Genomic DNA, 19901 nt, shown 5'->3' on the forward strand with positions numbered 1-19901 from the left:
GCGGGCGTAGCCAACTTGGCCAGCCCAGACGCATGGCCGGGCAACCGAGCCGGGGATCAGATACGTACCCTGGATGCCTCGCCATGTGTCTGGAGGCGTGTTTGCTTGCGGTAAAAGGCGTGAATAGCCCACACCACCCCTACGAACAACAAGCCTGTTCCAAGCGCTTCCATAGGAGACGGCCAGCGTTGGTTGATGAGCAGGCCCATCGTAGTTGCATAAATGGATCCGCTGGCGATCAATTGCCCGCTCAGCGCCAGCGGTAGACGCCGCGTTGCGATTGACCATGCCCAGGCACCTGCAAGGGTGGCCCCTAACCCCTGAATCAGCCCACAGACGATCAGCGCCTGAGTACCTGCCAATCCGCTCGGATGGCTAGCGAAATGAGACAGTTTCAAGTACAGCCCAATCGGGATGAACGCCAGCATTTCGACACTGCACATGAAGATCAACATGGCTGACCACAACATGGGAGACATGCTTGGGCGTCGAGCCAAAGCACTTTCATTCAATAGACCAAAACCGGTCCAGAATGCGATTGCCAGCAACGATGCAAGCAGCCCAAGCAGTAACGATGCGGTTGGGAGCACTGCCGCCGCACGGCTAGCATCAAACACGCTCAGATTGACCAGGCTGATGCCCAGACCCGCCACCAGCAGTGGCCCGGCAATGGCGCGCCAGGGCACGCTGGCACTGCGCAGGTTGCCGGCAATCGCGAGCACGATCGGTACTGACCCCATCATCACCGGAGGGATCACCGGCCCGGCTGCCAAGACCGCAGTGGTGATCAGGAAGAAGTAGCCAATGTATCCCAAGAAGCCCAGCAGTGCGGCACAGGCCCAGTCAATCAGTCGTAATTGCCGCACTGCGCTACGGTAAACGAACAGCACCAGCAGGCTACCTAACCCGGCAAAGGCATAGCTCACCACTGCCAGGTCAAAAAGGCTGTAGTCACCGACCAGCCCCGGAAAGATGTAGAGCAGTGACCAGGAAAAGGTGGCGGCAATGGCCGCTAACAAGCCCAGGGTCATACGCCCTGCTCCTGCCTCTGGATCCAGCAATGAGCTATTTGTCGGGCAGTGTCGAATACCCGCATGTCCTGGCCCATCGCGCCGCTGACAAAACTGCCCTCCAGCAAGATAAACAGCCCTTGGGCAACTGCGTCGGGGTCGTTTATACCGGCGCTCATGGCCAAGGCAGCAAGGTTTTCGCGTATCCCTTGCTTATGCCGGCTCACTGCCAAATGCACGGGGTGGCTAAACTGGGGGAATTCAGCCGCACTGTTGACGAACAGGCACCCACGCTCGCTATCTTTTAAAAGAAAGCGTTCATACAGATCGAAAAAAGCGAGCATGCCACTGACCGGCTCAGGATGCCTGGCCAAGGTGCACGCTACCTCTTCACGCCAGCGTCGGTCACGCTCCTCAAGGCACGCCACTATCAGCGCATCCTTGGAGGGGAAATGGCTGTAGAGCGTCATTTTGGTAACACCCGCCATCGCGGCAATGGCCGTTACCCCCGTCACGTATACACCTTGCAACAGAAACAGCTTCAGCGCGGCATCAATCAAACGCTCACGGGTATTGTCCAATTCAAGGCACTCCGGCAAAGGGACGGAGCTGACTATACTGACCGGTAAGATTCAGGCCGCATCCAGATACGACCTGAAGCATGGCCGCTACGACACAGAGCGCAGCAGCAAAACGCAGGCCTGGCCAATCAGAGACTTGCTACGCCAGCTAAGCGCCCCCTGTACTTGGGATGCGAATCTGGGCTGTGTGGCTGATCGTGCCGTCTACCCGCTTGCGAAACACCGCTTGGCCCAACGTGTCTTGGGCATGCCGGTGGCAACTGTGTTTACCGAGATCGATCCCGACCCGTGCTGACTCGCTCGTGATGATGGCCTTCAAAACAAAACACCCTGCGAAAGCTTAGCCCTCGCAGGGTGTGGGGGTGACCCATTCATTTAGCCCGGTCTACGCTGGGCTTTCGTGCACGCTAAAGCCGGTACGGCATGGATGCGGTCAAATCATCGATCATTTTTTGAAGAAGACCCGACAGCGTTGCTGAGGCCTTTCGAATTATGATCGCCTGGCGTCGTTCCAGAGATGGCCGTGGACTTGGCCAAACCGCGAGTGTCCTTGGAGTGAGCGACACCCGAGGTGGTGGTGCCATGACCGTTGTCGCTGTTGCGCGAGCTTCCGTAATGATTGCCGCTTACCCCATGATCGCGTGTCGCCTTTCCAGCGTGATCACTTCCAAGGCCCTTCCCGCTTCCACTATGCCCTCCCATGCCACCGCCATGTCCGGCGCCGTTTCCACCGCCATGTCCGCCGCCACCGCCATGACCACCGCCGCCGCCACCGCCGCCGCCACCACCACCACCACCACCACCACCACCGCCCTTGGCATAGGCGGAACTGATAGGAGAGATATCGGCAGGCAAGAATGCCGTCATCCCGAGTGCCAATGCACAAGCAAAGACAGCAACCAAAGGTTTTTTCATTTTTGTTCGGCTCCGGAGGCGCGAGTGGGTAGCTAAAGTGCAGGTTGGACCTGACACAGACACCAAAGTTCTCGCATTCCGACAGACTGCCAGGGAAACGCCGATCACGTTTTCCCGAGCGCGTAATGAGCAACATCTCGACCGCGCCAGGCCCATTTTTCGGCCGATAGCGCAGCGTTCAACAACTACCGGCGCCCCATCCACAGGTCCGACAGCGCAAACAACGTGGTCCGTTGTGCAGTGTTCTTGGCCAAGCCACGAAAGCGAGCCTTCACATAACCGAACTGGCGCTTGAGCGGACGACTGTGTCAGCACAGGTAGTCTGCCCCGTCCTGACGTGTTCGGAGAAACCTCGGCCAACCAAGCAGGGCCGAGCCCGCCAGTGCTAACAGCCCTTGAGGTTCCGCCTTGCTATTGGCGTACCCCACCGTCAGGATGGATGCTTCATCAGGCTTAAGGAGAGAGCCGTGTTTCCCATGAACGTATGGTTCGCCTATACCGCCGCCTGCGTGCTGTTGGTGCTGGCACCGGGCCCTGACAACGTGTTGGCCATTGGCCGCGGTCTCAGCCAGGGTAAAGTCGCAGCGGCCGTATCCGGCATGGCGTCAGGTGCAGGCATTTTGTTTCACGTTGCAGCCGCTTCGTTAGGCTTGACCCTACTGATGCAAACCTCGGTGCTCGCATTTTGGGTGATCAAGCTCATGGGTGCCGGCTATCTGCTCTGGCTAGGGATCAAGGTTCTGCGCGCTCGTAACCTCATAAGCTTTCAGCCGGCCTCCAGGCAATCGCTGCCCAGCATTTTTCTGACCGGTCTGCTTTCGGCTGCGCTCAACCCCAAGCCAGGTTTGTTCGTGCTGGCGTTCATTCCCCAGTTCGTCGACCCCGCACGCGGGTCGGTCAGCGTGCAGATGATGGTTTACGGCGTGTGGTTCGCTGTACTCACGGCATTGGGGTTTGCCTTGATGGGTATTTTCGCCACGGGACTGTCTCGCTACCTGTACCGGCGGCCACGGCTGGTGAATGGGCTGAACGTGGGCGCAGGCCTCACCTTCGTTGCCTCTGGCGTCTCGATTGCGACGTTGAGCCAGAGATAGCAAGCAGGAGAAAGCGGCGGGGCTGCGTATGAGCCCCGCGTTTCATCACGATGCTGAAGCCTCATCGGCCAGCTTCGCATGGGTGTTGAGCTCCTCGGCGATGAAGGCCGAAATCATCGCCCGATAGACCTGTTCCACCACCTCAGCCGAGGCACCGGTTTCGTCAGCCATCTCACGAACCTTCCTGATCACTTGCTCGACCCGGGCAGGCGCACGCACATCATCGGTGGTTTTCTTGAAACCCGCTGCTTGCGTTACGAGCCTTCCACGTTTGGCGAGAAGCGAAACGAGGCTGCGGTCGATTTCATCGATCCGTTGACGGACTTCGTCCAGAGAGGTGCAAAGTACATCCATTTGCTTGACTTCCTTTTCATGAGCCTGCGATGGATTGGAGCAGGCTGTCGTGGGTGACTGGGTCGTGCAGTGTAGCTTCTATGCCAGGTTCGCTTCACGCTCCTCAGAGGGGTGTAACGCCGCAGCGAGTGGCCCGTCACGATGACCGGAAATACTGGATGCACGCGGGATATCTCACTCCATTTCGCACAACCAGCTCACGCCTGCGTGGCGCATGTCGTGAAAATGCAGATCCTCCACGCCAACCATCTTTCACCCCGGCTTGGGCAGCCTGCTGGCGGGCGAATGTCTGGGACCTTTGGTAGACTAGGACACCCTTTTTCTTGAGGCGGATCTGGACGGTATAGCTAACCGTTCCATCGGCCTTTTTCCTTGCTCTGATCGTTGCCATGATTTCCGGTGGTACGAGTGTGTTTGGCGGCGGTAGCCCGCACCACTGTCAAACCCAACACGCCCCCGGAAAATGGTACATAAATGCGTAGCCCAGAATGCTCCTAGAAAACGCTTCAAAGCCACAAACCACGCGCCCTGAGCCGTCACGCCGCTTCAGCGTTGCCCCCATGATGGATTGGACCGACAGACATTGCCGGTTCTTCCTGCGCCTGCTCTCCCGGCAAACCCTGCTCTACACCGAAATGGTCACCACCGGTGCCCTGCTGCACAACGACGCCCACCGTTTCCTGCGCCACGATGCTTCTGAGCACCCGCTGGCCCTGCAACTGGGCGGCAGTGTGCCGGCCGACCTGGCCGCTTGTGCGCGCCTGGCTGAAGAAGCGGGCTACGATGAGGTCAACCTCAACGTTGGCTGCCCGAGCGACCGGGTGCAGAACAACATGATCGGCGCATGCCTGATGGCTCACCCGGCGCTGGTGGCCGACTGCGTGAAGGCCATGCGTGATGCCGTATCGACGCCTGTCACGGTGAAGCACCGCATTGGTATCAACGGCCGTGACAGCTACGCCGAACTGAGCGACTTCGTCGGCCAGGTGCGTGAGGCCGGCTGCCGGAGTTTTACCGTGCATGCACGCATCGCGATTCTGGAAGGGCTGTCGCCGAAAGAGAACCGCGAGATCCCGCCGCTGCGCTATGACATCGCAGCGCAGTTGAAGAGGGACTTCCCGGACCTGGAGATCGTGCTCAACGGCGGGATCAAGACCCTGGACGAATGCCAGGCACACCTTGAAACCTTCGATGGCGTGATGCTGGGGCGCGAGGCGTATCACAACCCTTATCTGCTGGCCGAGGTGGACCAGCAACTGTTTGGCAGCGATGCGCCGGTGGTCAGCCGTAGCGAGGCATTGGCGCAACTGCGGCCTTACATCGTGACGCATATGGAAAGTGGCGGTGCGATGCACCACGTTACCCGGCATATTCTGGGGCTGGCCCAAGGATTCAAAGGGGCGCGGCGCTTCCGCCAGTTGCTGTCGGCAGACATTCACAAGGCGGCCGAACCCTTGGCGGTGTTTGACCAGGCCGTGGAGTTGTTGCAGGGGCGGTGACCTCAGAGGGAGGGAACCTCGGGCTTGCTTGCGACTCGAATCTTCACCTTTCGTACAGCCCTGTGCGGGCCAGCGGGTCCGCAGGGTTTCGGCGGCCCTTGAGCGGCTGTCGGGCCTCGGGTAATGTCGAGTAAATGCACAGGACAGAGCACGCCCATGACCTCCAAGCTGGAACAACTCAAGCAGTTCACCACCGTGGTCGCCGACACCGGGGACCTGGACGCCATCACCCGCCTGAAGCCGGTCGATGCCACCACCAACCCGTCACTGCTGCTCAAGGCTGCTGCCATCCCGGGCTACGCCGACCTGCTCAAGCAGGTGAAGGCCGACGCCATGGGTAATGTCGACCTGGCCTGCGACAAGTTTGCGGTGGCGGTAGGCTCAGGCATTCTCAAGGTCATCCCGGGGCGTATCTCCACCGAGGTGGATGCACGCCTGTCGTTCGATGAGCCAGCCCTGCTGAACAAGGCTCGTCAGCTGATCGCCCTGTACGAGGCGGCCGGAGTGGCAAAAGAGCGTGTGCTGATCAAGCTGGCCTCCACCTGGGAAGGCATTCGCGCCGCCGAAAAGCTGGAGAAGGAAGGCATTCAGACCAACCTGACCCTGCTGTTCTCCTTCGCCCAGGCCCAGGCTTGCGCCGATGCCGGGGTGTTTTTGATTTCGCCGTTCGTGGGCCGTATCTACGACTGGTACAAGAAGAGCACCGGCCAGGAATACGTGGGCGCCGAGGACCCAGGCGTGCAGTCGGTCACGCGCATCTACAACTACTACAAGGCCAATGGTTACAACACTGTGGTCATGGGCGCCAGCTTCCGCAATATCGGCCAGATCGAACAACTGGCCGGCTGTGACCGCCTCACCATCAGCCCCGAGCTGCTGCAGCAGCTGAGTGATGACCAGGGTGAATTGCCGCAGGTGCTGAAACCGGGCAACGCCGGTGAAGCCAAGCAGCACCTGAACGAAAGCCAGTTCCGCTGGGCGATGAACGAAGACGCCATGGGCACCGAGAAACTGGCCGAAGGTATTCGCCAATTTGCGCGGGACCAGGAAAAGCTGGAGAAGTTGATGGCTGAAAAGGCCTGATACAGTTCGTGTTTGCCTGACGGGCGGGAAGTGTTCAGTATTTTCCGCCCGTTTTGTTTGCCTCACCTTAATTGTGTATTGAATTCTCGGGCCTGTTCGCGGGCAAGCCCGCTCCTACACCGATCGATGTAAGGGCGGGCTTGCCCGCGAACAGGCCGCCATAGCCACCCGAGCTGTCGATGACCTCCCCTAACCCGTTGCCCCTCGTTCTCGCCGGCCCGGTACTGCGCCGCCTGGAACCCCAGCGTCTGGCCGTCTGGCTGGTCACTACCCAACCGCTGCAGCCCGCGTTCGTCTGCCTGGCAAGCGAGGCCCACGTCGATTGCCAGGTGGTGCCGATTGGCCAGCATGCCTACGTTCACCTGCTGGACATCCAATTCGCCAGCCCCCTGCCCTGCAACCAGTTGCTCGACTATGACCTGCTGATCAACGGCCAGGGTATCGCCGACTGGGCGCCGCACTTGCTCTACCCGGGCGCCCAGCGCCCAAACCTGGTGCTGCGTGAGCGCCTCGACCAGTTGCTGCACGGCTCCTGCCGCAAGCCGCACCACCCTGCTGCCGACGGCCTGCTATGCGCCGACCGGCTGCTGCAGGGGTGCAAGAAGCCCGAAGACCGCCCCGCCGTGCTGGTGATGACGGGCGACCAGGTTTACGCCGACGATGTCGCTGGCCCCATGCTGCGCGCCATCCATAGCCTGATCTCGCGCCTGGGCTTGTTCGACGAGCAACTGGAGGGTGCGGTGGTAGCCGACAGCCAGGCGCTGTACCAGCACCCGGCCAGCTACTATCACCGCGCCGACCTGCTGCCGGCGCTGGAACGCAACGACACCCTGCGCGAGCGTTTTTTCGGCGGCAAGCGCAAGCCGATCTTCTCGTCCAGCAACGCCGACAACCACCTGGTGACCTTCGCCGAAGTCATGGCCATGTACCTGTTGGTGTGGTCGCCGGTGCCCTGGCAGCTGGTGGACCTGGGCATCCCCAGCGGGCTCAGCGACGAGCATCAAGCCCGATACCGGCAAGAGCTGCCGCTGATCCAGGGGTTTGCCGACAATCTCGGTCAGGTGGCGCGGGTGATGGCTCACCTGCCCTGCCTGATGATCTTCGACGACCACGACATCACCGACGACTGGAACCTCTCGGCGCAGTGGGAGGAAACGGCCTACGGCCACCCATTCTCGCGAAGGATCATTGGCAACGCCTTGCTCGGCTACCTGCTCTGCCAGGCCTGGGGCAACAACCCGGACGGTTGCAATCCGCTGATCGAACAGTGCCAGGTGCTGACCCGCCAGAACCAGGATGAGCTGATTGGCGAGCTGCTGCGCTTCCAGGGTTGGCAGTTCAGCCTGCCGACAGAACCACCGCTGCTGGTACTGGATACCCGCACCCGCCGCTGGCGCAGCGAAAGTAACCTGGCCAAGCCGTCCGGCCTGCTGGACTGGGAAGCGCTGAGTGAATTGCAGCAAGCACTGCTCGATCATCCCTCGGCAGTCATCGTGTCGCCTGCGCCGATTTTCGGGGTGAAGCTGATCGAGACGGTGCAGAAGGTGTTCAGCTGGCTGGGCTACCCGCTGCTGGTGGATGCCGAGAACTGGATGGCCCACCGCGGTGCAGCGCAGGTCATCCTCAATATCTTCCGCCACTCGCGCACGCCGGGGCACTACGTGGTGCTGTCGGGAGATGTGCATTACTCGTTCGTGTATGAGGTGCTGATTCGCCACCGCCAGCGCAGCCCGCACTTGTGGCAGGTGACCAGCAGCGGAATCAAGAACGAGTTCCCCCGGCGTTTGCTGGATGTGCTCGACCGGCTCAACCGCTGGTTGTATGCGCCGCGCTCGCCGCTCAACTGGTTTACCAAGCGCCGAGAAATGGAGGTGGTGCCGCGTACGCCCAGCCACAGCAAGGCCGGGGAACGGCTGTGGAATGGTGCCGGGCTGGGACAGGTGTTTTTTGATGAACAGGGGCGGCCGGCGCGGGTGTATCAGCTGGATGCGGGCGGGGGTGAGGCTACAGAGTTTAAAAACCGGGCGTAGTGAGATTCAGAGTTTTTACAGCCTGTGCCGGCCTCTTCGCGGGTAAACCCGCTCCTACACCTGATTGGGGGTGGACACACATTGGTGTTTGGGCGCAGGCCGTCGTAGGGGCGGTTTTACCCGCGAAGAGGCCGGCACAGGCCAGAGATCAGCCCCGCTCCAGCGCATTGACCAGATCATGGAAGGCTTCGCGGTTGGAGTCATTCAGGCCCATGAGGATCTTGTGCGCCTCCAGCACCTTGGAGCGCACCACCTCTTCATTCTGGTCCTGCGACGGCAAGTCGGTCAGGCAATCGGTGCAGGGTATCGGCCGATCGACAATGTTGAACACCTGATCGAAGCCCATCGACTGCAATAGCCGTGAAATGTCCGGATTGGTAGTCACCACCGTCGGCAGCAGGCCCACCTTCTGCCGCGACAGGATCGACAGCTTCGCCAGCAGGCCCAGTGTGGTGCTGTCGATACTCTCGGTTTCAGTCAGGTCGATGACAATCGCCGAGAAGTTCAGCGCAGTGAAAATCTTCTCGATCGTCGCATCCAGCGCCGAACACAGGGTCAGGCGCACTTCACCAACGAATTTCAGTACGAAGGTACCGCTCTGCTCGGCGAACTGAATTCTACCGGTACTCATTGAAGGTTCCTGCTCAACACCAATAGGGCGATATCATCCGGCATCTCCCCAAGCGTAGCCAATCCAAATCGTTGACGCAGCCCATCCAGACTGCCACCTGCTGCCTTGACGATCTCCGGCAAGGCGGCTTCTTTATCTTTGAGCGTATCACCCGGCAAAAGGTCCAGAATGCCATCGGACATCAGGCTGAGGCTGAACTGCGGGGGCAGCTCCACCACCAGGTCCTGGTAGGTGGCCTCATCGAACAACCCCACCGGCAGGCCGCGGCCTTCCAGGTAGCGGCAATGCTCGGGGGTATACAGTACCGGCAACGGCAAATGGCCGCCGACAGCGTAGGTCAGCAGGCCGGACTCTTCGTCGATCACCCCGCCGACCATGGTGACGTGCTTGCCCAGCTTGCTGTTGATCAGGCCGCGGTTGATGTGGCTGAGCACTTCAGACGGCTTGAACTCACGCATCCTGCTGCGCTTGAGCTCGAACATGAGGCGGGTGGTCATGAATTTCAACAGCACGGTGACAAAGGCCGACGACGCCCCATGCCCGGATACATCGGCGAGGTAGAAAGCAATGCGCCGCTCGTCCACGCGGAAATAATCGACAAAATCACCCGATAGGTACAACGACGGGATGATCTGGTGCTCGAAGGCGAACTCGCCGGCCACCCAGGGGCTTTCCGGCAACATGTTCATCTGCACCTGGCGACCGGCGGTCTGGTCCTCCTGCAACAGGTGCAGGCTAGCCTCCAGTTCGCGGTTGGCGGCTTCGAGCTTGTCGCGGTAGCGCTGGTTTTCCAGCACAAGGCGCGAGCGGTCGAGGGCGCGGCGCACCGAATGCTCGAGTACGGCCAGGTCTTCCAGCGGCTTGATGAGGTAGTCGGCGGCGCCCAGGCGCAACGCTTCCACCGCATCACTCATGACGCCGGCACCGGACACCACGATCACCGGCAACTGCGGCGCACGCTCGCTGACCTGACGGATCAGTTCGAGGCCGCCCATCTGCGGCATGCGCAGATCGCAGATCACGAGGTCGGGCTGGTGTTCTTCGAAGACCTGAAGCCCCTGCTGGCCATTACTGGCCTGGAGGACGCTGAAACCACTGTCTTCAAGGTAGGCGGCGAGGCTGGCACGGACCACGTCGTCGTCATCGATGATCAGCAGCGTTGCACTGGTTTTCTGCATGTGGGCGAACGGCGCCGATTTAGGTTGGTGCAGCGGTGTCGGCAAGGCAGACGGCCAGCTACGGGAATTCTTTATGGTCACACTCTACTTGAGTTGTAGGACAAGAACACCTGCCCGGCAACTGTCAGAGGTACCTTGTAAGGCGCAGACGGTACTCCCATCCGGCAGGGGTTTCAAGCATGCTGGGGTCGACCTCGCCGCTCTTTACAGGGCAAATCACCGGGAGTTATAAGAAAGTCGACCAGCGCAACCCGACGGGAAGGATGCAGCATGCCCCACACGCCCTCCAGCCATAGCGAAAAACGCGACTTCATTCGCATGCGCATCGACACCGAGGTCAGCCTTTTGCACGAAGGCCAGGTCATTGCGGCGGTGTGCCTGGACCTGTCCAGCGGCGGCATGCAGGTGCAGGCGCCGCAGCGCTTTCTGGTGGGTGATCTGATCGAGGTACGGATCGACTCCGACCATCCGGCGCTGAAGGGGCTGCATGCCAGCACCGAGGTGGTATGGATTGCCGACCAGCCGGGCGGGCAGCAGAAGTTCGGGCTGCGGATCCTGGCCATGCATTGATCCTGAGGCCGCTTTGCGGCCCCAGGGTCACAGATCAGAAGTCGTCTTCGACTTCGCCATCCTTCACCTTGAACTCGCGATTTTGCAGGTAGGCATTACGAATGAAGATGTACTTGTCACCCTGAATCAGCTTTTCGGCCGAGAGCAGGCTGGCGCGGGTGTCGATCACGTCCAGCGCAAAGATCGAGTTGCGCGTAGGCACGTGGTCGATATAGCGATAGGGTTTGGTATAGGTGTCCGGGTACTTGGCCACACCGTCACGCACGGTGCTTGGGCCCAGCAGCGGGATGACCACATACGGCCCGCTCGGCACACCCCAGTAGCCCAGGGTCTGGCCAAAGTCCTCGTCGTTGCGCTGCAGGCCCATCTTGGTACCCACATCGAAGAAGCCACCCAGGCCGAAGGTGGTGTTGACGATCAACCGCGCCGTATCCACGCCCGCCGCATGCGGCTTGAGCTGCAGCACGTCGTTGGCCAGGTTGGTCACGTCCCCCAGGTTGCGAAAGATGTTGTGGATGCCATCTTCGAGGAACTGTGGAGTGACCGCTTGGTAGCCCTTGGCCAATGGTTTGAGGGCATAGGTGTCGAGGGTATCGTTGAAGCGGAAGATCGGGCGGTTGACCGCTTCCCAGGGATCTTCCTCGGTGGCGGCCTGGGTGGCTGCCACGGGCGCCAGCAGCATGCTGGCGCAGACACAGGCCTGGGTGACTCGTTCGATCACACTGGCACCGATCCTACGCATAGATGTTTCTCCATCGAATTTCTCGGCCGCAAGCGCAACAGGTGGCGCTGCTGTTAAGGCGGCAGTATAGAGACTTGCGGGCTGATAAACAGCCTTACACATTTTTGCTGAATATTTTGTGAACAACTGTTGCGCAGCGGCCGATGTCACAAGACGGTAACAATCAACGCATAGCCTTCGAACCATTTGGGGGAAGTTGCCATGGACACTGCGCCCGCCTTCACTGCTGTGCTGTTCGGCTTGCGCGGCTGCCTGGTGCAGGCTACCCATGGCGCGCCATCACCCGCCCCCGGCGCCCTGGCCACGCTTGCCAGCCTGCGTCAGCGCCAAGTGCCGTGCATCTGGGTGGATGACCTCAATACCGCGCAAAGCGAGCGCCTGGCCCATGTGCTGCCCGACTGGCTGCCAGGGCATGCGGTCAATGGCGTGCGCTGGCCAGCGCCGAACGCTTGCTGGCAGGCACTGATGGCGCTGGACAGCGAGCGCCTGGATGGCTGCGTATTGGTCAGCGGCGACCCCCGCCTGCTGCAGTCTGGCCTTAACGCCGGCTTGTGGACAGTAGGCCTGGCCGCCTGCAGCCCGTTATGCGACCGCACTTCTGCACAATGGCAAGCCATGAGCCCGCAAGAGCAGGATCTGGCGCGCAGCAAGGCGACACTGGCGCTGTTCAGCCTGGGCGTGCACTCAGTGATCGACCATCTGGAAGCGCTGGACACCTGCCTGGTGGACATCGCCCAGCGCCGGCGCAAGGGTGAAAAACCCTGATACAGCAGCCTTGACGCGGATCATGCAAATCGCCAGCAGGTAGATTACCCTGAAGACAGGCCAGAACCTTTGCCACGCCGCTGAGGTCCATGGCTTGCCAAGCCATTGATGGAGAATAGCCAATGCCTGCCCGCGAATTGCAAGAGCGCCTGAACAGCTTGCGCGAGCAACTGGACCGCAACGTACCGCTTTCGGAAGAAGAGCTGGCCGCCCTGCACGAAGAGGCGCGCCAGATCGAGGCGCAACTGAAACTTGAGGAAGCCACGCCAGACAACAACCTGGTGGACGGCGTGAACCTGGCGATCGAGCGCTTCGAGGCCGACCACCCCGACCTCACTGCCACCCTGCGCAGCATTGCCAACTCACTGCACAGCATGGGGATCTGAAATAGCGGGGGCCGCTAAGCGGCCCCCCTGTATTACTGCCGTACCAGGCGTTTGTTATCCGGGCTGATCCCCCCGGTGCTGCGATACGGGTTGATGTCCAGCCCACCCCGGCGCACATAACGTGCATAGACCGTCAGGTGCTCCGGCTGCAGCAGATTCTTCAAGTCCAGGTAAATCCGTTCCACACACTGCTCATGGAAGTCGGCATGCTGGCGGAAGCTGATCAGGTAGGTCAGCAGGCTGGCGTGGTCCAGCGCCCTGCCCTTGTACTCAACCACCACGCTGCCCCAATCCGGCTGGCCGGTGACCGGGCAGTTGGACTTCAGCAGATGGCTGTGCAAGGTTTCTTCCACCACCCGCGCCGGGTCGCAGCGCAACAGCTCTGGTTGCGGCTGCTCGTAGTTGCTGATGGCCACATCCAGTGCATCGATGCACTGCCCCGGTAACGCCACCACACCCTGGGCTTCAACCTCGGCCAAAGTGCGCACCTTCACCCCCACCGGCTTGCCGGCAGCGGCGGACAGGTCTTTTTCCAGGCATGCCTGCAACGCGTCCAGCGAGACGAACACCGTCTGGTTCAGCGAGTTGAGGTACAGCTTGAATGACTTGGACTCGATGATGTTTGGCGAGTCCGCCGGGATGGCGAACTCGCCGATCGCCACCACCGGCTTGCCCGAAGGCAGCAGCCAGCTCAGCTCGAAGCAGTTCCAGTAATCCACCCCCTGCCAGGGCAAGGTCTGTGCAGTGACGCCCAGCTCGGCCCACTTGGCAGTACGCGGGATCGGGAACAACTGCTCCGGGGAGTAGGTGGCGATGTATTCGCTGGACTTGCCCAGCGGGGAATGTTCGGCAGCGGGATGCATGGAAACTGACCTAGAGGTTCGAAAATGCGCCTAGTCTACCGGTTTTGCACACCGCCTTGCAGGGCCAGTCACTCAATGGTCAGTGTCCCGACCATACCCGCCTGGTAATGCCCCGGCACGTTGCAGGCAAACTCGATGGGCGCCGATTGGCGGAAGGTCCAGGTCAGTTCGGCGCGCTGGCCGGGCATGACCATCACAGTGTTGCCCCCCCCGTGACCATGGCCGTCACCATGGTCCATCATTTGGCCGTGGTTCATCATCTTGCCGTGATCCATGCCTTCGTGGTTCATCGCCTCGGTGAACATCTTGCCTTGCATGGCGACCATTTCCTTCTGGTGTTCGGCATGCATGGCCTTGTCGCCCAGGTTGAATTCGTGCGGCAGCTTGCCCTCGTTGACCAGCACGAAGCGCACCGTCTCGCCGGCTTTTACCTGCAGGCTTTTTGGCTCGAAGGCGATGTCCTTGAGCACCACGTTGACCGTGCGGGTGGCCTGGGCCGCCGGGGCAGGCTCGCCAAAGGCGAAGCTCTGCGCCTGGCCAGCGAAAGCCGGCAGGCTGCCCAGGATAAGGGTGGCGGCAATGAACAGGTGTTTCATGATGACTCCGGGGTTACACAATCGGGATTAAGCCACATTAGCCGGGGGCGACTGGCAGTTACCTGACAGGCACATTACAACTTTGTCAGCTTGGGCGGGCCGGCACATCGTCACGTATCATTTCACCCATCCCATTGCCCCTGTGCTAGCAGTAAAGCGACGCCATAGGCTACGCACAACCTTTCAGAATATGGACAGTGCATGAAACTGCTGATCGTCGAAGACCAGGCCCGCACCGGCCAGTACCTGAGCCAAGGCCTGAGCGAGGCCGGCTTTGCCACCGAATTGGCTACCGATGGCGAGACCGGCCAGTTCCTCGCCCTGACCGGCGACCACGACCTGCTGATCCTCGACGTGATGCTGCCTGGCCGCGACGGCTGGCAGATTCTTCAGGCCGTGCGCCAGGCAGGCCTGGATACGCCAGTGCTGTTCCTGACCGCCCGCGACGCCGTCGAGGATCGCGTGCATGGCCTGGAACTGGGCGCCGACGACTACCTGGTCAAGCCGTTCGCCTTTTCCGAACTGCTGGCCCGGGTACGCAGCCTGCTGCGCCGTGGCACCAGCCCGAGCCAGGACACGACCCTGAGCCTGGCCGACCTGCGCCTGGACCTGATCCGACGCCGCGCCGAGCGCGCCGGGCTGCGCATCGACCTGACCGCCAAGGAGTTCTCACTCCTTGAGCTGCTGCTGCGCCGCCAGGGTGAGGTGCTGCCAAAATCGCTGATCGCCTCGCAGGTGTGGGACATGAACTTCGACAGCGACACCAATGTGATCGAAGTGGCCATCCGCCGCCTGCGCCTGAAGATCGACGACCCGCACCCCAACAAGCTGATCCACACCGTACGGGGCATGGGTTACGTACTCGAAGAGCGCGCCGAGTGATGCGCCGGATTTCCCTCGGCAGCCGCCTGGCCCTGCTGTTCGCCGCCTGCACGGCCACCGTCTCGCTAGGCGCCGGCCTGCTATTCAGCCGGGCCAGCGAGCAGCACTTCGTCGAACTTGACCAACAACTGCTGGACTCGCGCCTGTCCTTGTTTCGTACGCAACTGGCTGATGTCAGCACGGCTGATGAGCTCCAGGCCCGCCTGCCTGCCCTGCGCGATGAACTGAGTCACCAGGCCGACCTGGCCTTGCGTATCAGCGCCAGCAATGGCGCCACCTGGTTTGAAAGCCGCAGCGGGCTGCCGCAAGCAGCGCTGGCCACCGGGCTGGCCACCCTGCATGCGCAAGGCATCGACTACCGCAGCCTGTCCGTGCCCCTGAAACAGGGCGCCATGCAGTCGCCGCGACTGACCCTGTACCTCGACATCACCCACCACCAGCACTTCCTGCAGGGCATGCAACGGCTGATCTGGCTGACGGTCGGCCTGTCGGCGCTAACCACCGCACTACTGGGTGCCTGGGCCGCCCGCAGCGGCCTGCGCCCATTGCGGCAGATGGGCCAGGTGGCCGCCAGCGTGTCAGCGCGTTCGCTCACCACCCGTCTGCCGGTGGCGCAGATGCCCGAAGAGTTGGCCGAGCTGGCCAGCAGCATGAACGCGATGCTGCAGCGCCTGGACGATGCCTTCCAGCGCCTGTCAGCGTTCTCGGCCGATATCGCCCACGAGTTGCGTACGCCGCTGTCCAACCTGCTGACCCACACCCAGGTCACCCTCACCCGCCCACGCAGCCTCGAAGAATACCGAGAGGCGCTGCATGGCAACCTGGAAGAACTGCAATGGATGGCGCAGATGATCAACGACATGCTGTTTCTGGCCAAGGCCGACCACGGCCTTCTGGTACCGGGGCACGCGCCTTTGACGCTGCATGACGAGGTGGATGCGCTGCTGGAGTACTACGCGCCTCTGGCAGAAGACAACGACGTGCAGATGCTGCGCGAGGGTGAAGCCGTACTGCACGGCGACCAGCATATGCTGCGCCGGGCGCTGTCCAACCTGCTGGACAACGCCATGCGTTTTACCCCGGCAGGAGGACAGATCAAGGTGACCCTGGGGCCGGGGCCGACGATCAACGTGGCCAATACCGGGCTGGCTATCGACCCGGCGGCGCTACCGCGGCTTTTCGACCGCTTCTACCGGGTGGACCCGGCGCGGCGGGAAGGCAGCAGCGAGCATGCGGGGTTGGGCTTGGCAATTACCCGGTCGATCGTGCAGGCCCATGGTGGGTGCATACGGGCGGAGTGCGAGGGTGGGTGGACCCGATTCGTGATCGAGTTCGCTCAAGATCGGTAACCCTGGGGCGCTTTACGCCCCCAGGATCTCAGGCAAACATCAAACCGCCAGGCCAATCGCCGGCTGCACCTGCGACGCCCGGTAGGCCGGGTAAAGGGTCGCCAGGAAACTCATCACCAGGCCGGCGGTGCAGATGATCGCCACATCCCCCCACTGCAACTGCGACGGCAAGCTGCTGACGAAGTACACATCCGACGTAAAGATGTGCTGCCCGCTCACCCGCTCCAGCCAGCCGACGATCTGGCTCACATTGAACGCCGCAATCACGCCCAGTACGCCACCGATCAGCGTGCCGACAATGCCGATCAGGCTACCCTGGACCATGAACGTGCCCATGATCTGCGCCGGCGTGGCGCCCAAGGTACGCAGGATGGCAATGTCCGGCCCCTTGTCGTTCACCACCATCACCAGGGTGGCGATGATATTGAACGCCGCTACCGCGATGATCATCATCAGCAACAGGCCGATCATGGTCTTTTCCATCTTCATGGCGCTGAACAGGCTGCCCTGGGTATGCGACCAGTCATCGGCCCGGTAGGCGTCCCCAAGCCCGGCAGCAATCGCCTTGGCCACCTGCGGAGCGGCATACAGGTCGTGCAGCTTAAGGCGCACACCTTGCACCTGGCCCGGCGCCCAGCGCTGCATCTCAGCTGCATCAGCAACATGGATATAGGCCTGCGACCCATCCAGCTCGGCGCCGACCTTGAAGATGCCAACCACGGTGAGGCGCTGCATGCGCGGGGTGATGCCACCCGGTTCCTTGCTGATTTCCGGCACGATCAAGGTCAGCTTGTCGCCGGTGTTCAGGCGGAAGCGGCGTGCGGTCAGCTCACCGATAACCACACCAAACTCACCGGGCTGCAAGCCCTGCAGACGGCCCTGGACGATGTGCTGGCCAACGATGGAAACCTTGCCCTCCTCGGCCGGGTCGATACCACCCACCTGGATCGGCTGCATGGCGCCCTTGTACGACAGCATGCCTTCCATCTCGGTAATCGGCGCCACAGCCATCACCGCCGGATTCTTCATGGCAGCGTCGGCCACCTTGTGCCAATCGTCCAGCGGCTGCACGCCCAGGATGGCGGCATGCGGCACCAGGCCGAGAATGCGCGAGCTCATTTCGCGCTGGAAGCCGTTCATCACCGACAGCACCACGATCATCGCCAGCACGCCCAGCGACAGGCCGATCATCGAAGTCATTGAGATGAACGAGATGAAGTGGTTGCGACGCTTGGCTCGGGTGTAGCGCGCGCCGATAAAGATGGGCAAGGGTCTGAACATGTACGAAATCACCCAATGGAAACAGGAAAACGGGGCAGCACCTGCCACCCCGGCAGTCGATCAGATGGCCACCAGGTGGCCATCGTCGAGCTTCAGCACACGGTCCATCTGCCGCGCCAGGTTGAGGTCGTGGGTGACCACCAGGAATGCCGTGCGCGAAGCGCTGGACAGCTCCTGCATCAGTTCCTGGATGCCTTGGGCGGTATGGTGGTCGAGGTTACCGGTCGGCTCGTCGAGCATCACCAGGCCGGGGCGGTTGACCAGCGCCCGGGCAATCGCCACACGCTGGCGTTCGCCGCCGGAAAGCTCGGCCGGCTTGTGGTTCAAGCGGTGGCCCAGGCCTACCCGCTTGAGCAGCGCCTCGGCACGCTCCCGGGCCTCGGGGATGGGCGTTCGGCCGATCAGCAGCGGCATGCACACGTTCTCGATGGCGGTGAATTCCGGCAGCAGGTGGTGGAACTGGTAGACAAAGCCCAACTCGCGGTTGCGTAGCAGGCCACGGGCACGCTCGCCCAGTGCCGACAGCTCTTCGCCAGCCAGCCACACACTACCCTGTGTCGGCCGGTCGAGGCCGCCCAGCAGGTTGAGCAAGGTACTCTTGCCCGAGCCGGAACTGCCAACGATGGCCACCCGCTCACCGGCCTGCAGTTCCAGGTTGAGCCCGGACAGCACCTGCACCGACTCCGGGCCCTCGTCGTAGGACTTGCCCAGGTTGCGGCAACTCAGAACGGCTTTATCACTCATGCGCGACTCACTCATAACGTAGCGCCTCTGCAGGCTGGGTGCGGGCCGCACGCCAGGCCGGATACAGGGTGGCGAAGAAACTCAGGACCAGTGCCGCACCGCAGACCATGTACACGTCCTGGGCCAGGATCTGCGACGGCAGGTAATCGATGAAGTACACGTCGGCGTTGAGGAACTTGTGGCCGATCAGTGTCTCGATGCCGGCGATCGCCGCGCTCACGTTCAGGGCCGCGAAGATCCCGACGACGGCGCCGATCAGGGTACCGATCACCCCGATCACCGTGCCCTGGACCATGAAGATGAGCATGATCTGCCCGGGCGTGGCGCCCAGGGTGCGCAGGATGGCGATGTCGCCGCGCTTGTCGTTGACCACCATCACCAGGGTGGAAATGATGTTGAACGCCGCCACCGCCACGATCAGCAGCAACAGCAGGCCGATCATGGCCTTTTCCATACGGATCGCCTGGTACAGGTTGCCGTGGGTACGGGTCCAGTCACGGCTATAGAACTCCTGTTCGCCCAGCTGCTGGGCGATGCTCCAGGCTTCGCGCGGCGCCTGGAACAGGTCGTCGAACTTCAGGCGCAGGCCCTGGACCTGGTCGGGCTTCCAGCGGTGCAGGCGGGACAGGTCGCTGATGTTGGTCAGGCCCAGGTAGCCGTCGATCTCCCCCGCGCCAACGTGGAAGGTGCCGACCACGGTGAAGCGCTTCATGCGCGGGAACATGCCAGCGGGGGTCACGCTGACCTCGGGGGCAACGAAGGTGAGCTTGTCGCCGATGGCAACGCCCAGCTTGGCCGCCGCCTTATCGCCGATCATGATGCCCCACTCGCCCGGCGCCAACTGGTCCAGGCGGCCTTGCAGGACGAAGTTGTCGATGATCGACACCTCGCGCTCGCGAGCAGGGTCGATGCCGTTGAGCAGCACTTTCTGCACCTTGCCATCATGGGTCAGCAGGCCCTGCATCTGGGTGAACGGTGCAACCGCCACCACCTGCGGATTCTGCTTTACTTGTTGGGCAAGGGCCTGCCAGTCGGCAATGGGCTGGCCGCTCTCCAGCGTGGCATGGGGAATCATCCCCAACACGCGGGTGCGCATCTCGTGGTCGAAACCGTTCATCACCGACAGCACCACGATCATTACCACCACGCCCAGGGCGAGGCCGATCATCGAGGTCAGGGAAATGAACGAGACGAAGTGATTGCGACGTTTGGCACGGGTATAACGCGTGCCGATGAATGCGAAAAGAGGTCTGAACATGTCGGGGCTTGTTCGGATGAAAGGGAACGTCCTTGTGGCGAGGCGCCTACGGCGGCTTTACACTCGGACCACCGCCGCTACCTTGGGTTC

21 protein-coding genes and 3 pseudogenes are annotated in these 19901 nt (G+C 61.7%); 9 read left to right on the top strand and 15 right to left on the bottom strand.

Annotation, left to right across the window (positions count from 1 at the left end; translation table 11 throughout):
* Positions 1–56: 56 nt before the first annotated feature.
* From LMH93_RS18535 to LMH93_RS18550, 4 genes and pseudogenes are all read right to left on the bottom strand, one after another.
* On the bottom strand, positions 57–1031 hold the full coding sequence (locus LMH93_RS18535) for a DMT family transporter (protein ID WP_070096253.1): 975 nt from the start codon (positions 1029–1031) through the stop codon (positions 57–59).
* A complete protein-coding gene (locus LMH93_RS18540) occupies positions 1028–1591 on the bottom strand; it encodes a TetR/AcrR family transcriptional regulator (RefSeq protein WP_003248835.1) in 564 nt (187 codons plus the stop codon). Before LMH93_RS18540 ends, LMH93_RS18535 begins: the two co-directional genes overlap by 4 nt.
* A gap of 438 nt (positions 1592–2029) precedes the next feature.
* Positions 2030–2506, bottom strand: a complete 477-nt coding sequence (locus LMH93_RS18545; RefSeq protein ID WP_230064440.1) for a hypothetical protein — start codon at positions 2504–2506, stop codon at positions 2030–2032.
* 185 nt (positions 2507–2691) lie between these two features.
* Positions 2692–2808 (bottom strand): annotated as a pseudogene (locus LMH93_RS18550) (IS5/IS1182 family transposase); the annotation flags it as partial.
* Positions 2809–2982: 174 nt separating this feature from the next.
* Here LMH93_RS18550 and LMH93_RS18555 point away from each other — a divergent pair.
* A complete protein-coding gene (locus LMH93_RS18555) occupies positions 2983–3600 on the top strand; it encodes a LysE family translocator (RefSeq protein WP_428846648.1) in 618 nt (205 codons plus the stop codon).
* A gap of 45 nt (positions 3601–3645) precedes the next feature.
* Here LMH93_RS18555 and LMH93_RS18560 read toward each other — a convergent pair whose 3' ends face one another.
* From LMH93_RS18560 to LMH93_RS18565, 3 genes and pseudogenes are all read right to left on the bottom strand, one after another.
* Positions 3646–3954, bottom strand: coding sequence for a chorismate mutase (locus tag LMH93_RS18560; RefSeq protein WP_173880848.1), 309 nt, complete (start codon positions 3952–3954; stop codon positions 3646–3648).
* A gap of 101 nt (positions 3955–4055) precedes the next feature.
* Positions 4056–4206 (bottom strand): annotated as a pseudogene (locus LMH93_RS29960) (tyrosine-type recombinase/integrase); the annotation flags it as partial.
* A gap of 7 nt (positions 4207–4213) precedes the next feature.
* Positions 4214–4345 (bottom strand): annotated as a pseudogene (locus LMH93_RS18565) (site-specific integrase); the annotation flags it as partial.
* 97 nt (positions 4346–4442) lie between these two features.
* Between LMH93_RS18565 and dusA the strand changes: the two are divergent.
* The 3 genes from dusA to LMH93_RS18580 all read left to right on the top strand — a co-directional run bounded on the left by dusA (position 4443) and on the right by LMH93_RS18580 (position 8566).
* The gene (gene dusA, locus LMH93_RS18570) at positions 4443–5453 is read left to right on the top strand and encodes a tRNA dihydrouridine(20/20a) synthase DusA (RefSeq protein ID WP_182375230.1); all 1011 of its coding nucleotides are present in this window, start codon (positions 4443–4445) and stop codon (positions 5451–5453) included.
* 156 nt (positions 5454–5609) lie between these two features.
* Positions 5610–6536, top strand: coding sequence for a transaldolase (tal, locus tag LMH93_RS18575; protein WP_088513656.1), 927 nt, complete (start codon positions 5610–5612; stop codon positions 6534–6536).
* Between the two features lie 179 nt (positions 6537–6715).
* The gene (locus LMH93_RS18580; RefSeq protein ID WP_230064442.1) at positions 6716–8566 is read left to right on the top strand and encodes an alkaline phosphatase D family protein; all 1851 of its coding nucleotides are present in this window, start codon (positions 6716–6718) and stop codon (positions 8564–8566) included.
* Positions 8567–8714: 148 nt separating this feature from the next.
* Here the strand turns inward: LMH93_RS18580 and rssC are convergent, their stop codons facing one another.
* Positions 8715–9197, bottom strand: a complete 483-nt coding sequence (gene rssC, locus LMH93_RS18585) for an anti-sigma factor antagonist RssC (RefSeq protein WP_003248823.1) — start codon at positions 9195–9197, stop codon at positions 8715–8717.
* Positions 9194–10375, bottom strand: a complete 1182-nt coding sequence (gene rssB, locus LMH93_RS18590; RefSeq protein ID WP_003248822.1) for a two-component system response regulator RssB — start codon at positions 10373–10375, stop codon at positions 9194–9196. Before rssB ends, rssC begins: the two co-directional genes overlap by 4 nt.
* 270 nt (positions 10376–10645) lie before the next feature.
* On the opposite strand from rssB, the gene LMH93_RS18595 reads away from it, so the two are divergent.
* Positions 10646–10945 carry a PilZ domain-containing protein gene (locus LMH93_RS18595; RefSeq protein WP_003248821.1) on the top strand — a complete coding sequence of 100 codons (300 nt, stop codon included), beginning with the start codon at positions 10646–10648 and terminating at the stop codon, positions 10943–10945.
* Between the two features lie 34 nt (positions 10946–10979).
* On the opposite strand, the gene LMH93_RS18600 is transcribed toward LMH93_RS18595, so the two are convergent.
* Entirely contained in the window at positions 10980–11687 is a 708-nt protein-coding gene (locus LMH93_RS18600; protein WP_003248818.1) for an MlaA family lipoprotein, read from the bottom strand.
* 201 nt (positions 11688–11888) lie between these two features.
* Between LMH93_RS18600 and LMH93_RS18605 the strand changes: the two genes are divergently transcribed.
* On the top strand, positions 11889–12452 hold the full coding sequence (locus tag LMH93_RS18605; protein WP_060545651.1) for a hypothetical protein: 564 nt from the start codon (positions 11889–11891) through the stop codon (positions 12450–12452).
* 122 nt (positions 12453–12574) lie between these two features.
* Entirely contained in the window at positions 12575–12838 is a 264-nt protein-coding gene (locus LMH93_RS18610; RefSeq protein ID WP_003248815.1) for a DUF4404 family protein, read from the top strand.
* Between the two features lie 32 nt (positions 12839–12870).
* Here the strand turns inward: LMH93_RS18610 and queF are convergent, their stop codons facing one another.
* Positions 12871–13701 carry an NADPH-dependent 7-cyano-7-deazaguanine reductase QueF gene (queF, locus tag LMH93_RS18615; RefSeq protein WP_185280147.1) on the bottom strand — a complete coding sequence of 277 codons (831 nt, stop codon included), beginning with the start codon at positions 13699–13701 and terminating at the stop codon, positions 12871–12873.
* Between the two features lie 68 nt (positions 13702–13769).
* Entirely contained in the window at positions 13770–14297 is a 528-nt protein-coding gene (locus tag LMH93_RS18620) for a cupredoxin domain-containing protein (RefSeq protein WP_003248812.1), read from the bottom strand.
* Between the two features lie 201 nt (positions 14298–14498).
* Here LMH93_RS18620 and cinR point away from each other — a divergent pair, with 201 nt between their 5' ends.
* Entirely contained in the window at positions 14499–15179 is a 681-nt protein-coding gene (gene cinR / locus LMH93_RS18625) for a two-component system response regulator CinR (protein WP_003248810.1), read from the top strand.
* Positions 15176–16528 (top strand): two-component system sensor histidine kinase CinS, encoded by a 1353-nt coding sequence (gene cinS, locus LMH93_RS18630; RefSeq protein WP_230064443.1) that lies wholly within the window; start codon positions 15176–15178, stop codon positions 16526–16528. The genes cinR and cinS overlap by 4 nt, the downstream gene beginning before the upstream one ends.
* Positions 16529–16567: 39 nt before the next feature.
* On the opposite strand, the gene LMH93_RS18635 is transcribed toward cinS, so the two are convergent.
* Genes LMH93_RS18635 through LMH93_RS18645 form a run of 3 tightly spaced genes read right to left on the bottom strand, consistent with a single transcriptional unit; the run spans position 16568 to position 19811 of the window.
* Positions 16568–17809, bottom strand: a complete 1242-nt coding sequence (locus LMH93_RS18635; RefSeq protein ID WP_003248806.1) for a lipoprotein-releasing ABC transporter permease subunit — start codon at positions 17807–17809, stop codon at positions 16568–16570.
* Between the two features lie 60 nt (positions 17810–17869).
* A complete protein-coding gene (lolD, locus tag LMH93_RS18640) occupies positions 17870–18553 on the bottom strand; it encodes a lipoprotein-releasing ABC transporter ATP-binding protein LolD (protein ID WP_014753922.1) in 684 nt (227 codons plus the stop codon).
* 7 nt (positions 18554–18560) lie between these two features.
* Positions 18561–19811: a lipoprotein-releasing ABC transporter permease subunit gene (locus tag LMH93_RS18645; RefSeq protein WP_185280145.1), complete on the bottom strand. Its 1251-nt coding sequence runs from the start codon at positions 19809–19811 to the stop codon at positions 18561–18563.
* Between the last annotated feature and the right edge of the window lie 90 nt (positions 19812–19901).

Origin of the sequence: Pseudomonas sp. CIP-10 (genome assembly GCF_020911845.1) — a bacterium.
GTDB classification, from domain to species: Bacteria; Pseudomonadota; Gammaproteobacteria; order Pseudomonadales; family Pseudomonadaceae; genus Aquipseudomonas; species Aquipseudomonas alloputida.

Bases quoted from the DNA above. Each gene is read 5' to 3' on its own strand.
- rssC (WP_003248823.1), bottom strand. From the start codon at position 9,197: ATGAGTACCGGTAGAATTCAGTTCGCCGAGCAGAGCGGTACCTTCGTA.
- lolD (WP_014753922.1), bottom strand. From the start codon at position 18,553: ATGAGTGATAAAGCCGTTCTGAGTTGCCGCAACCTGGGCAAGTCCTAC.
- LMH93_RS18645 (WP_185280145.1), bottom strand. From the start codon at position 19,811: ATGTTCAGACCTCTTTTCGCATTCATCGGCACGCGTTATACCCGTGCC.
- rssB (WP_003248822.1), bottom strand. From the start codon at position 10,375: ATGCAGAAAACCAGTGCAACGCTGCTGATCATCGATGACGACGACGTG.
- LMH93_RS18580 (WP_230064442.1), top strand. From the start codon at position 6,716: ATGACCTCCCCTAACCCGTTGCCCCTCGTTCTCGCCGGCCCGGTACTG.
- dusA (WP_182375230.1), top strand. From the start codon at position 4,443: ATGCTCCTAGAAAACGCTTCAAAGCCACAAACCACGCGCCCTGAGCCG.
- tal (WP_088513656.1), top strand. From the start codon at position 5,610: ATGACCTCCAAGCTGGAACAACTCAAGCAGTTCACCACCGTGGTCGCC.
- LMH93_RS18600 (WP_003248818.1), bottom strand. From the start codon at position 11,687: ATGCGTAGGATCGGTGCCAGTGTGATCGAACGAGTCACCCAGGCCTGT.
- LMH93_RS18620 (WP_003248812.1), bottom strand. From the start codon at position 14,297: ATGAAACACCTGTTCATTGCCGCCACCCTTATCCTGGGCAGCCTGCCG.
- LMH93_RS18595 (WP_003248821.1), top strand. From the start codon at position 10,646: ATGCCCCACACGCCCTCCAGCCATAGCGAAAAACGCGACTTCATTCGC.
- cinR (WP_003248810.1), top strand. From the start codon at position 14,499: ATGAAACTGCTGATCGTCGAAGACCAGGCCCGCACCGGCCAGTACCTG.
- queF (WP_185280147.1), bottom strand. From the start codon at position 13,701: ATGCATCCCGCTGCCGAACATTCCCCGCTGGGCAAGTCCAGCGAATAC.
- LMH93_RS18560 (WP_173880848.1), bottom strand. From the start codon at position 3,954: ATGGATGTACTTTGCACCTCTCTGGACGAAGTCCGTCAACGGATCGAT.
- LMH93_RS18635 (WP_003248806.1), bottom strand. From the start codon at position 17,809: ATGTTCAGACCCTTGCCCATCTTTATCGGCGCGCGCTACACCCGAGCC.
- LMH93_RS18605 (WP_060545651.1), top strand. From the start codon at position 11,889: ATGGACACTGCGCCCGCCTTCACTGCTGTGCTGTTCGGCTTGCGCGGC.
- LMH93_RS18555 (WP_428846648.1), top strand. From the start codon at position 2,983: ATGAACGTATGGTTCGCCTATACCGCCGCCTGCGTGCTGTTGGTGCTG.
- LMH93_RS18545 (WP_230064440.1), bottom strand. From the start codon at position 2,506: ATGAAAAAACCTTTGGTTGCTGTCTTTGCTTGTGCATTGGCACTCGGG.
- LMH93_RS18535 (WP_070096253.1), bottom strand. From the start codon at position 1,031: ATGACCCTGGGCTTGTTAGCGGCCATTGCCGCCACCTTTTCCTGGTCA.
- LMH93_RS18610 (WP_003248815.1), top strand. From the start codon at position 12,575: ATGCCTGCCCGCGAATTGCAAGAGCGCCTGAACAGCTTGCGCGAGCAA.